Origin of the sequence: Paraburkholderia susongensis, from assembly GCF_900177725.1 — a bacterium.
Taxonomy (GTDB): domain Bacteria; phylum Pseudomonadota; class Gammaproteobacteria; order Burkholderiales; family Burkholderiaceae; genus Paraburkholderia; species Paraburkholderia susongensis.
This window is the reverse complement of the sequence record NZ_FXAT01000013.1, coordinates 58,598-71,236: the sequence shown is the minus strand read 5'-3', so window position 1 is coordinate 71,236 and position 12,639 is coordinate 58,598. Positions and strand designations below refer to the sequence as shown.

The 12,639-nt window shown below is 60.2% G+C and carries 10 protein-coding genes; 8 read left to right on the top strand and 2 right to left on the bottom strand.

Annotation, left to right across the window (positions count from 1 at the left end):
• Positions 1-29: 29 nt before the first annotated feature.
• Positions 30-1,772, bottom strand: coding sequence for an ATP-binding response regulator (locus B9Z01_RS28170; protein ID WP_085488844.1), 1,743 nt, complete (start codon positions 1,770-1,772; stop codon positions 30-32).
• The gene (locus B9Z01_RS28165) at positions 1,756-2,373 is read right to left on the bottom strand and encodes a response regulator transcription factor (RefSeq protein ID WP_085488843.1); all 618 of its coding nucleotides are present in this window, start codon (positions 2,371-2,373) and stop codon (positions 1,756-1,758) included. The genes B9Z01_RS28170 and B9Z01_RS28165 overlap by 17 nt, the downstream gene beginning before the upstream one ends.
• A gap of 201 nt (positions 2,374-2,574) precedes the next feature.
• Between B9Z01_RS28165 and B9Z01_RS28160 the strand changes: the two genes are divergently transcribed.
• The 8 genes from B9Z01_RS28160 (at position 2,575) to B9Z01_RS28125 (ending at position 12,639) form a co-directional block, all read left to right on the top strand.
• Positions 2,575-3,231: a peroxiredoxin gene (locus B9Z01_RS28160; RefSeq protein WP_085488842.1), complete on the top strand. Its 657-nt coding sequence runs from the start codon at positions 2,575-2,577 to the stop codon at positions 3,229-3,231.
• Between the two features lie 91 nt (positions 3,232-3,322).
• Positions 3,323-3,892, top strand: coding sequence for a cysteine dioxygenase family protein (locus B9Z01_RS28155; RefSeq protein WP_085488841.1), 570 nt, complete (start codon positions 3,323-3,325; stop codon positions 3,890-3,892).
• Positions 3,893-4,390: 498 nt separating this feature from the next.
• Positions 4,391-5,974, top strand: coding sequence for a sensor histidine kinase (locus B9Z01_RS28150; RefSeq protein ID WP_143809088.1), 1,584 nt, complete (start codon positions 4,391-4,393; stop codon positions 5,972-5,974).
• 5 nt (positions 5,975-5,979) lie between these two features.
• Positions 5,980-6,615, top strand: a complete 636-nt coding sequence (locus tag B9Z01_RS28145; protein ID WP_085488839.1) for a response regulator transcription factor — start codon at positions 5,980-5,982, stop codon at positions 6,613-6,615.
• A gap of 155 nt (positions 6,616-6,770) precedes the next feature.
• Positions 6,771-7,151, top strand: a complete 381-nt coding sequence (locus B9Z01_RS28140) for a response regulator transcription factor (protein ID WP_085488838.1) — start codon at positions 6,771-6,773, stop codon at positions 7,149-7,151.
• Between the two features lie 400 nt (positions 7,152-7,551).
• Positions 7,552-8,025, top strand: a complete 474-nt coding sequence (locus B9Z01_RS28135) for a glycine zipper family protein (protein WP_085488948.1) — start codon at positions 7,552-7,554, stop codon at positions 8,023-8,025.
• Positions 8,026-8,142: 117 nt separating this feature from the next.
• Positions 8,143-9,393, top strand: a complete 1,251-nt coding sequence (locus B9Z01_RS28130) for an efflux RND transporter periplasmic adaptor subunit (RefSeq protein WP_085488837.1) — start codon at positions 8,143-8,145, stop codon at positions 9,391-9,393.
• A 12-nt stretch (positions 9,394-9,405) separates the two neighbouring features.
• Positions 9,406-12,639: an efflux RND transporter permease subunit gene (locus B9Z01_RS28125; protein ID WP_085488836.1), complete on the top strand. Its 3,234-nt coding sequence runs from the start codon at positions 9,406-9,408 to the stop codon at positions 12,637-12,639.

The following is a 12,639-nucleotide window of genomic DNA, read 5'->3' as shown; positions in this document are numbered from 1 at the left end:
GCTGACCCAGGCCGAGGCGCGTGCCGAATTCAAACAACGAGTCTCATCAATGCCTGATAAAGCTGTTCGGGCTTAACAGGCTTGTGCAGCAATGGGTCGCCACTTGCGGACGCCTCGCGAAGCCGCTCGGGAGCCGTATCTCCCGTGATGATCAATGCCGGTAGATTCATCCCTGCTGCGGCGCGCAAAGCACTGATGACTTGTGCCCCAGTCTGTTGTTCGCGAAGTCGATAGTCGCTGATGATGATCGACGGTGCACACACACGTGCAGCAGCTATCGCGTCCTTAACAGAGCTTGCCGCCTGGCATTGGCATCCCCAGCTCTCCAACAAACGCACCATGCCCGAACAGACCGCTTCGTCATCGTCGATCACCAGCACACGCAAATCTTTGGGCAACGTACCGAGGAGCCCTGGCGCTTGGAGTGGCGAAGCCAGTTCAGTCAACGGCAAGACGAACCTGAATACGCTCCCTTTACCAGGCCGCGAAGAAAGCGAGAGCTCCAGGTTCATTGCGGTAGACAAGCCCTGTACGATAGCCAGGCCCAGGCCCAGCCCCTTGTTGCGGTCCCGTTCTGGATTACCAAGCTGATGAAACTCGCGAAAGATATCTTGCTGATCCGCCGCGGCAATGCCCACCCCAGTGTCCCAAACCTCCACCTGGACATGCTGCGCCCGGCGACGGCACGCTACCAGAACGCCACCATGCGCCGTGTAGCGGATCGCATTTGAGACGAGGTTGCGTAAAACCATTTCAACCAGGCTGGCGTCGGAGTCCACCGTCACGCTGGTCTCGCGCGAACGATAGACCAGGCCTTTGGCATCGGCCAGCGGCGCCAGGTCATTCTCGACTTTGTTCAACAGGCCCTGTAGATCGAAGGGTAGGGGGCATGGCTGAACCACGCCTGCTTCGATGCGGGAAAAGTCGAGCAGTGCATCAAGCATGTCGCTGGATGCCTGCCAGGCGGATTGGGCGCTGTTCAGCACGTCACTTTGATGCTTCGATAGTCCACTGTGCGCGAGGACATCGAGAAATAAACCCTGCGCGTGAATCGGTTGGCGCAGGTCGTGGCTGGCGGCGGCGAGAAACTTGGTTTTGGCCAGATTTGCATATTCAGCCGTGCGTCTGGCGTCCTCTGCGGCCCTGATCAGGTCAAGATTTTCGAAGCGCAGCCTGATGGCGGCCAACGCCGCGACATTGCTGTTACGGGCCTGCCCAACCAGGCTGACCGCGTATAGCAATCCTGTCAGTGACAGTGCCCGATAAGCCGAGTCTCCCGACAGCCACAGCCACGACGTCGCCAGCAGTATCACGGCCAACGAGAATGAGAAGAAGGCGGGCAATACCGGCGCAAGCAAGGACATCGAACTGCCCAATATGCCCGTCAGTACCGCAAGCACCATGATGCTTCCGGTCGTGGTCGTACTACCCAGGGCCACCCAGGCCAGTGCCCCCCAAGCAACGCCATCCACGGCATGCATGACGACCAGGTTGACGACCAGCTTGCGGGCCTGAGCGGGCGCGATGACACCGGCCAGACGCTTGCGAGCGTCGAATGCGGCGTAGAGCTTGGAAAGAATGACGGCTGGGCACCAGAGCATCAAGGCGCGGTAGTTCACGTCATTTTGCAGGGCGTAAACCAGCAACAGCGCCAATAAGATTGCCGGGATGACGGACACGCCCACGTTGCCGTACAACAGCCGCAGCTGCTCGACCAGCAGGCGGTCCTCCGGCAACTTCCAGAGTTTTCGCAAGTCAGGCGACCAGTCCATGCTTGCGCGCGGAGACGATGGCCTGGGTGCGACTGGTGACGCCCAGCAGACCAAAAATTGCCTGCACATGGCCGCGCACGGTGAATTCGGATAGTGACATGCGCCTGGCAATGACCTTGTTTGGCAATCCATCGCATAAAAGCTGCAGAACTTCCGACTGTCTGGCAGTCAGCCTGATCAACTGATTCTCGCCTGCGCAAGAAACCGCGCTATCGCGAGCGATGCCCGGTTCGGTCGCCACAAGGGCGCGCTCGACAGTCTGGACAATTGCACCACTGCTGTCGGCTTTCGAAACGAATGCAAACGCACCGCGCTCCAGAGCTTCCGCAATAGTCTCAGGAGCGGCCATCGACGACAACATAACCACCGGCACTCGAGGCCAGCGCTGACGAAATATCGCTACGCCTTCGATGCCGTCCGGCCCCTGCAACAGGATGTCCAAAAGGATCACATCAGGCGCATCCTTCACCAGGTTAATCGCCTGGGTCACGGAAATCGCTTCGACAATGCTCGCCTCAGGAAAATGCCGGCGCAAGACCAGGCAGAGCCCTTCCCGAAACAAGGCATGGTCATCGATTAATAACAGACGAAAGTCACGCATGGGGGCATTGCACCACCCGGGTGTAAAGAAAGTCAATCAGTCAATTTTGACCATGTCCGAAGAGGCCTGTAACCGATATCCTTGGTTCTGGCGAGAAGGCTTCGTCAGCTGCCGCAAGCACCTGCCAGGCACCTGAACTGTACCGCACCACGCATGCCTGGCTGCTTCGTTCAAACCCGCGCACTCCATGGGGAAACTACCATGTCACTCCGCATCAACGACATCGCGCCCAACTTCACCGCCCATACCACTCAGGGGACGATTGATTTCCACGCCTGGATCGGCGATCAATGGGCCATCCTGTTCTCACACCCCAAGGACTTCACCCCGGTGTGCACGACCGAACTGGGCTATATGGCCCGCATCGAGCCGGAGTTCACGCGCCGCAACGCGAAGCTGATCGGCCTGTCGGTCGATGCAGTCGAAAGCCACGGCAAATGGGTGGCCGATATCGAAGAAACGCAGGGCGCCAAGGTCAACTACCCGATGATCGGCGATACCGATCTTGCCGTTGCCAAGCTGTACAACATGTTGCCCGCGGAGGAAGAAGGCACGTCCGAAGGCCGCACCGCCGCCACCAATGCAACGGTGCGCTCGGTGTTCATCATTGGCCCAGACAAGCGTATCAAGCTGATGCTGACCTACCCGATGACAACCGGCCGCAATTTCGACGAGATCCTGCGCGTGCTCGATTCGATGCAGCTCACCGCCAGGCACAAAGTGGCGACGCCGGTGAACTGGAAGCAGGGAGAGGATGTCATCATCACACCGGCGGTCAGCAACGAAGAAGCCGAGAAGACTTTCCCGGGTTTCAAGACGATCAAGCCCTACTTGCGCACCACGAAGCAGCCAGGATAACGCCGATGACGGCCAGTCAACGGCGCGGGTCGCGCTGTTGGCCGCCTGGCGTCGCGAGTCGCCCGCAAGCCGGCCGGAGCCACAAATAACCATGACCTCTCACGTTCTCGACGGCTTCTTCAGCCAGGCCACCGCTCAAAGCCGTCTACAGTCAACCCCGGCCGACTGTGTGCTCGCGCTCGCGCCGCTGATGCTCGATCTGATCGATCATGCCGGTACGTTTCTGCAACCCCTTCACTATCGAAGCAGCGACGTGAGCTATACCCGTAACCTCATCTACGAGGCGCCGGACAAAGGTCTCTCGCTGTACTCGCTCGTTTGGCTTCCTGGTCAGTGGACGCCAGTGCATGACCACGGAAGTTGGGGTGTCGTTGGCGTGGTCGAAGGCGTTCTGGAGGAACGTAGCTATGTAAGGCTGTCACCAGATCGCGGAGCCGACGAAGAAATCGACCTGGTGCGTGGAGGCATCGTCCTGCTACGGCGCGGTTCCGTGACCAGCTTCGTACCCAATCCCGATCACATTCACGTTACCGGCGTACCCAAAGAGCGCTCTCGCGCAGTCAGCCTGCACCTCTATGGCAGAACGATGAATGACTTCAACATGTACGACGTGGAGGCCCGCACCCGTCGCCGCATCACCGTTGCGCATAACGAGAGCTAGCCCGAGTGCCCACGTTGGGTCGGAGTGCCCTTTCGCTTGCCTGACAGGTAGACATTGTGATGGAGATTCGAGCAGACCCGGGGACAGTCTGAGGCCGGTCGTCTTTACCGGTATGACTGAGTAAATTGAGTAAAATCAGTTGTCTTGTCGATAGGCGTGCCTAGAATAGAAGGACCTTGATTGGCGAAAATAGATCGGCACCTTGTCGTTCATTCTGTCCGCCGTTAATAGCCCGCTGCGTTGATTCGATTCGGTCAATTGTCTGTCGAATTGATAGCGTCGCCGCAAACGGTATTTTTTTGGCTACCGTTTTTCGAAGTTTGGCGTAACCCTGTTGATCCTCTGCGAAGCAGACAGCGCTCGTCATGCGCTGTTGCAGCAAGCGTTTCGCAGTTAGCCGCTCACCGTACGATTCTCGTATGTTTTGTATTGGCACATCAGGTCGGATCGTGACAGTGGGCTATCTTGCCGTCTGAGCACTCCAGCGGAATATTTGCCGTGACTATCGTCTTGCCGGCAGTTGTCCTTGCGCAGGCAGCGATCATCCTGTGGCTGCTGACTTCGCGAGCGCGGCGGAACCGGTTTGTGCCGTCGGGCAGCGGATCCGGGCAGGAAGATGTTCCTGCCCGGATGGCTCAGCCTTTGATGACCGGCGTCGGCGCCCGGCGGTTGCCCGTATGGTCGAGAACAAGGTTCGCCGATTTCCTCGCAACATTGAAGGAGCGCAGTAGATCGGACGCCTCGCATGGCGAGCGAGGTCCTGACGACTTTCCGGGTCCGGAGAAAATGCGGTCCTTTCGGGGGCAACCTGCGAGGCAGGCGTTCGCGGGGAGGTGCCGAGTGGCCACAGTTCAGGCTTTTCACTGGGCTACGGTCACGCGACAGCGGTCTCATACACACCACGAGCACCACGAGCACCACGACGGCACGCCGCAGCGGCCCGTGCTGACAGGCGGAATCTCCGGGCAGCAGTTTCTCGAGGACTGTTTTCCCGAGCTTTGGGAATGGTTGCCGGTCGGGATTCTGGTGCTGGACGACCGGGGCGAGATCCTGCTGGCAAATCGGCACTCGGAAAAAATCTTTGGCTACGGTCGCGGTGAATTGATCCGAGCGCCGGTTTCCCGACTTATCCCCGAACTGTGGATCAACGGCAAGTCAGCCTATCAGGACGGCTTTCCGTCGACGTCAGATGGCCTGCCCGCCAGTTCCATCCACAGCCTCAATGGGATACGAAAGGACCGATCGGCCTTCCCGGGGGAATGCCGTTTCCTGCGAGCTTCCTTTGAGGGTAGCGGGGCGATTCTCGTGTTCATCGAGGACAGGACGGATCACTATGCGCTGCTCCGAAACCAGCAGGATCTCGCTCACGTGACGCGGGTTTCGACCATGGGTGAACTCGCCGGATCGCTTGCGCACGAACTGAACCAGCCGCTGACGGCGATCCTCAGTAACGTGCAGGCGGCGCTGCGGTTCATGTCGGCCGATCCAATCGATGTGGCCGAGGTCCGCGAGATCCTGGACGACGTCGTCCAGGACGACTATCGCGCTAGCGAGATCATCCGGCGCATTCGTTCAGTCGTCAGGAAGGGGGACGCGGAGTTCGCGTTACTCGATCTGGCCAGCATGATCCGTGACGTCGTTCTCCTGCTGCACAGCGATGCGATCCTGCGCCAGACCCGGGTGACAACCGATATACGCGACGATCTTCCCGCCGTGTATGCCGACAAGGTGCAGCTGCAGCAGGTCACGCTCAACCTGCTTCTCAATGCATTCGATGCGATGAGCGCCATATCGCCGGGCGAGCGTGTGGTATCGATTGCGCTAAGCCGGGAGCGTGACGACATGGCGCGCATCGCCGTGCGCGACTGCGGCCATGGGCTCACGGTAGGCAAGCTGGATAACATTTTTAAGCCGTTCTATACATCCAAGCCCCACGGCCTCGGGCTGGGATTGTCGATCAGCCGGTCGATCGTGGAGCTCCACGGTGGGCGGCTATGGGCCGAGAACAATACTGATCGAGGCGCGACGTTCTATGTCACGTTGCCAACCGGGAACGCGCAGAGACACGAGGAGTCGCGGTAAGCGCTATGGGATACCCTGAGCCGGTGGTGTTCGTCGTCGACGACGACGATTCCGTACGTATCGCACTTGCGCGATTGATACGGTCGGCAGGTTACCGTGTCGAGGTGTTTGCCTCAGCAGGCGAATTCCTGGCCACTGCCAGCCTCGCCGCATGTCCTTCGTGCCTGGTGCTGGACGTTCAGTTGCCGGACATCGACGGTCTTCAGTTGCAACGCGAGCTGGATGGCGCATGCCCGATCATCTTCATCACGGGGTACGGCGACATTTCGATGACTGTCCACGCAATGAAGGCCGGTGCGTCCGATTTCCTTCCCAAACCCGTGCGCGACGCCGAGTTGCTGGGTTCGATCGAGCTGGCGCTCGAGCGCGCCCGACAGCTCTACGCCATGCGTTGCGAACGGGATGCGCTCTGCTGCCGCTTCGATCGTTTGACACCACGTGAACGGGAAGTCATGGCACTGATCTCCGAAGGGCGCCTCAACAAGCAGATAGCGGGCAAACTCGGTACGGTCGAACAGACGATCAAGGTGCACCGTGCGCGAGTCATGACGAAGATGGAAGTCACGTCGGTGGCGGAGCTGGTGCACATCCTCGACAGGATCGACATGCTTTCCGCAGCCGAGAACCGGCAGTTCCGCTAGGTCCGCGGCTGCACTGCCTGTCAGCGCAAGCGGCCGGTGCCGCGTCTCGCGCGCATATATGACCAAAGTCCAATACCGTGATCCGGTCGCGTCTCTTAGTCTAGTGCTTTAGGGTAGGCGAGTGTCCGCCTATCTCCGACTCTGGACCATTCGAAATGGGAACTACCACGCCGTTTGTCGTCGTCGTCGATGACGATGAGTCGGTGTGCCGGGCGATCAAACGATTGTTGCGCTCCGTCGGTTTCACGACCGAGTCGTACTCGAGCGGCGAGGAATTCCTGACCACGCTGTCGTCGATGCCCTCGTACCGGCCGGATTGCGTGATTCTCGACATCCAGATGCCGGGTCTGAACGGATTGGAGGTGCAACGACGTCTGGCAGGAAGCGGTTTGCCTGTCGTATTCATCACGGCGCATGACGACATAAACATGAGGGCGCAGGCGCTCTCGGCAGGCGCGGTGGCCTATCTGCCAAAGCCGTTCAACGACGAGCTATTCATCAAGACAGTGCGTGCAGCCATACAGGGCACGCCGTAAGCACGGGGAGCCCGCGTGCCGGTTGCCGTATGCGACCAAAGTTCAATTGTCATTGGTTAAGAAGGCAACCAATATTAACTTCGCGGGAAAAAAATTGGTGCGTCAGGTACATCGCTGGCCACGACGCAACGCGACCGGGCATCGAACATTTTTGAACGGAGCACCTCCAGCTCATCAACGAGGGTACAGCCTGAACGATGACCCCATCCACCATGCAGTCGGACGTCTATGCGTTCATTTTTGGTCAGTCAGGCCTGATGGCTGGCATGGGCGTGCAAGGCCAGAAGATTACGCAAATGAACCCCTGACACGTTGAATGATCCGCACGAGTGAGCGCGGTAGTTCGATCTGTGATCAGTGTGAACACCTGAATCGGAGTGTCCTTGCGGAGGACCGGGTCATGAAAGTATCGCCGCGCGTCGTAACTGGACTGGCCGTCCTTCTGGTGGCATGGCCGGTATTCGCCCAGCAGCCGATTTTCTATCCCGCCAAGGGGCAAAGTCAGCAGCGTCAGCAAACCGACCAGGGTGAGTGTCAGGTCTGGGCAAAGCAGAACACAGGAGTCGATCCTGCCGCACTCGCACAGCAGGCCGGTCGACCGGCTGCTTCGCCGCAGCAGGGAGGAACGGTTAGGGGTGCTGCCGGAGGCGCCGCACTGGGCGCCGTGGGTGGAGCTATAGGCGGCAACGCGGGCACGGGCGCGGCGATTGGCGCGGCCACGGGGGCGATGGTTGGCGGAGTGCGCCAACGCCGTAACAACCAGGCTGCGGCCCAACAGCAGCAGGCGGGCCAGCAGCAGGTCTCCCAGCAGATGGAGACCTTCAACCGGGCTGTGGCGGCCTGCATGTCTGGCCGCGGGTATACGGTCCAGTAGACATCGTTCGTTGCGGGGAGCGCTACCCATGAACAGACAATTCCTGCGCTTCGCGTCCGGCTCGCCTTGCTGGTCCGGTCTGGCTTGCACGCCCAATTAGCCGTGACAGGTGATGCCATGAAATGCGCGCCTCTAAATGCCTGCCTGCAACGATTCTCAAGGGGCCATCTGGGACTGGCGCTCGCCTGTGCCACGCTGGCGCTGTGCGCTGGTTGTCACAAGCCGGCCGGGTTGCCGTCAACTGGACCAGTCGAAGTGACGGTGATGACAGTCGAGCCGCACGATACGCCGGTCGACTTCGAATTCACCGCGCAGACGGAAAGCTCACGGGAGGTGCAGATTCGTGCGCGCGTCGATGGCTTTCTCGACAGACGTGTGTACACCGAGGGTCAGCTGGTCCACGCCGGGCAGACACTCTTTCTGATGGATCCCAAGCCCTTCGAAGCGGCGCTGCAGACCGCAAAAGGGCAGCTTGCCCAGCAACAGGCGAGGCTCTATGTGACGAAAGCCAATCTGGCGCGCGTGATCCCGCTCGCGAAACAGAACGCGTTGAGCCAGAAGGATCTTGACGATGCGACTGGCAACGAAAAGCAGGCAGAGGCTGCCGTCATCGCTGCTCAGGGCGAGGTCGAGACAGCGCAGCTCAATCTCAGCTATACGACAATCAAGTCACCGCTGAACGGCCTGTCGAGCTTCGCCAAACAGCAGGACGGCAGCTATGTGACTGCCGCCGCAAACGGATTGCTGACTACTGTCTATCAGCTCGACCCGATGTGGGTCAACTTCAGCGTCTCCGAGAACGAGTTGCTCGGGTATCGCAGCCAGATAGAAAAAAAGCAGCTCGTGTTTCCGCCTAACAACGATTTCGAGGTCTCGGTCGTTCTGGCCGATGGCACAGTATTTCCTGCAACCGGCCACATCAACTTTGCCAATCCGGCGTTCAGCACCGAGACGGGCACGTTCCTCGTGCGCGCGTCGTTTGCCAACCCGCAGGGTACCCTGCGTCCTGGCCAGTTTGTGCGGGCGCGCGTCTCGGGCGCGATCCGTCCGAATGCGATCCTCGTGCCTCAGCGCGCGGTCCTGCAGGGGGCGAAGAGTCATTTCGTCTGGGTGGTCGATAACGAGTCCAAAGCCCGTCAACGCGTGGTCGAACCCGGTGAGTGGCATGGCGACGACTGGTTCATCACCGACGGATTGCATTCCGGTGAACGCATCGTGGTCGATGGCGCGATCCGGGTCATCGCAGACACGCCGCTGAAGATCACCGGAGCGCCCAGGCCGGCCAGTCAGCCGGCTGCCTCCAATGCGCCGCGAGAAGAGCCACAGCATCTCGCAGCGTGGCAGTCCGGCGAGACCGTGACGAAGTGACGGGCGGCCGATATGAACATCTCCCGCTTCTGCATCGACCGGCCGATTTTCGCGTCGGTCATCTCGATCGTGATCACGCTCGGGGGCGCATTGGCGATGCTAAGTCTGCCGATCGCGCAGTATCCCGACATCACGCCCCCGCAGATCACGATTTCCGCTACTTACCCGGGTGCCAGCGCGGATGTGGTCGCAAACAATGTGGCGGCGCCGATCGAGCAGCAGGTCAACGGCGCGGACAACATGATCTACATGTACTCGTCGAGTTCGTCGACGGGCAACTATACCCTCAATGCCTTCTTCGAGATCGGCACGAACCCCGAGCTGGCGCAGGTCGATGTGCAGAACCGCGTGAACCTGGCTTTGCCCCAATTGCCGTCCTCGGTGCAGTCGCAGGGCATCCAGGTGCAGAAGAAGTCCTCGGCGTTCATGATGGTGATTGCCGTCTATTCGCCGACTAACCGTTTCGACGCGACCTATATCGCCAACTACACCAACATCTATGTGCTCGATGCACTCAAGCGCATACCGGGCGCGAATCAGTCGAGTATCTTCGGCACGCCCGACTACGCGATGCGCATCTGGCTGAAACCGGATCGCATGGCGCAACTTGGCGTCACGGCGGCGGATGTGCAGAGGGCGGTGTCCAACCAGAACCAGCAGTTCGCGGTGGGGAGCATCGGCCAGTCGCCAACCGGCACACCCGTCGAACAGTCGTTTGCAGTCACCACGACGGGCCGGCTGACCAGTCCGGCGGAGTTCGACAACATCATCATTCGTGCCCAAAACGGGGGCGCGGCGATCGTGCGGCTCAAGGACATCGGCCGGGCTGAACTTGGCCAGAAAGATTATTCGATCCGCAGCCGGTTTCAGGGCAAGCCCGCCACGGTCCTCGCGGTGTACCAGCAGCCGGGCGCCAACGCGCTCGATGTGTCGAAGCAGGTGCGCGCCACGCTCGCGGAGTTGAAGAAGCAGTTCCCGGAAGGCATCGACTACGACATCGCGATGGATACCACGGACTTCACCCGCGCATCCATCTCCGACGTGGTTCACACTTTCTTCGAAGCGCTCGTGCTGGTCGTGATCGTGGTGTTCGTGTTTCTGCAGAGCTTCCGCGCGACGCTGATTCCGGTGCTCGCGGTGCCGGTGTCGATCATGGGCACGTTCATGGGCATGCTCCTGCTCGGTTTCTCGATCAATATGCTGACGCTGTTCGGCATGGTTCTGGCGATCGGCATCGTAGTGGACGATGCGATTGTGGTGGTTGAGAACGTCGAACGGAACATGAGCGTGTACAAGCTGAGTCCAAAAGACGCAGCCAAGCGGGCGATGGACGAAGTCGCCGGGCCGGTCGTGGCGATCGTGCTCGTGATGTGCGCGGTTTTCGTGCCGGTGGCGTTCCTGAGCGGCATTACCGGACAGTTGTACAAGCAGTTCGCCATCACCATCGCTATTTCGGTGGTGTTCTCGGGGCTGGTTGCGCTCACGCTGTCGCCAGCGCTGGCCGGCATCCTGCTTAAGCCGGGACACCACGAAAAGAAGGGCTTCTTCAAGTGGTTCGACGGCTGGTTCGAGCGGATGACGAACAGCTATTCGAACATGGTGCAGCTGGTCATCAAACGTTTTGTCGTGGCGCTACTGCTTTTTGCGGGCGTGATCGCGCTTGCGGTTGTCATGATGAGATCGATCCCCACGTCGTTTCTGCCGCCCGAGGATCAGGGCTACCTGCTTGGCGCGGTCATCATGCCGGATGCAGCGAGTCTCGATCGCACGGGGGCCGTCTCCCAGCATGTCATCGACTATTTCTCGAAGCAAGACGGCGTGAGCAGCGTCACGACCATCGACGGGTTCAGCCTGCTCGACAGCCAGAACAAGAACAACGCCGCCACGTTTTTTATCGGCCTCAAGGGTTTTGATGAGCGCTACAAGTTTGCCAACATCCGAACGCAAAATGCGCGCGCGTTGCTGATCAGCGCATATGAAAACCTGTCGAAGGTCCAGGAGGGGATCATCCTCCCGGTCAATCCACCGTCGATTCCAGGCCTCGGCACGACCGGCGGCACGGAGGTATGGATTCAGGCCCAGGGTGATGCCACGATCGCGCAACTGGCCGGCGTGGTGGACCAGTTCATCGAGAAAGCCAAGACGCGGCCTGAACTGCAACGCGTGACATCGACCTTCAATGGCTCATCGCAGCAGTTGCTGGTCAACGTGGACCGCGACAAGTCGGAGACGCTGGGCGTGCCGATACAGGACGTGTATAGCGCGATGCAGACGATGTTCGGCTCGCTGTATGTGTCGCAGTTCAACCGTTCGAGCCGGTTGTGGCAGGTGATCCTGCAGGCCGAACCCTCGTACCGGCTCACGCCTCAGGATCTCGACCGGATCTATGTTCGCAGCCAGACCAACAGCATGGTGCCGCTCAAGTCGGTGGTGACCTCGGAGTACACCACAGGTCCCGTTCTGGTGACGCGCTTCAACAATTTCCTGGCGGTGAAACTCACGGTCAACGGCGCGCCCGGCGTCAGCTCGGGGCAGGTGCTGTCCACCATCGAAGAGCTCGGCGCTGAGGTGTTGCCGCCGGGCTATAACCTCGGGTGGAGCGGCGAGGCGTACGAGGCGAGGAAGGCGGGCAGCACGTCGGGGCTGGTGTTCGTATTTGGTCTCGTCATGGTGTTCCTGATTCTCGCTGCGCAATACGAGAAGTGGAGCCTGCCGATCGGCGTGCTGATGGCGGTGCCTTTCGCGCTGTTCGGCGCGCTGCTTGCCATCATGCTGCGCGGCCTCGAAAACGACGTGTACTTCCAGATCGGCTTGACGATGCTGGTGGCGCTCGCCGCGAAGAACGCGATCCTGATCTTCGAGTTCGCCGTGATCAACCGCGAGGCGGGCGAGTCGGTGTACGACTCGGCGGTCTCCGCGGCGAAGGAGCGGCTGCGCCCGATCGTGATGACGTCGCTCGCGTTCATTCTCGGCTGCGTGCCGCTGGCGATTGCACTCGGCGCATCGCAGAACAGCCGGCACTCGATCGGCACAGGCGTGATCGGCGGCATGCTCGGCGCCACCGCGATCGCCGTGTTCTTCATCCCGATGTTCTTCTATGTGCTCGAGACGATGTCCGAGAAATCGGGCGGCAAGAAAACCCCGGGGCCGAGCGGTGGTGCATCGGGCGATAGACCTTCGGCGGGTGTCGACGCGGGCCCGGGCGGGCCAAAAGTCACGCCGTCCGCGAGACGCGAGGACGAATGA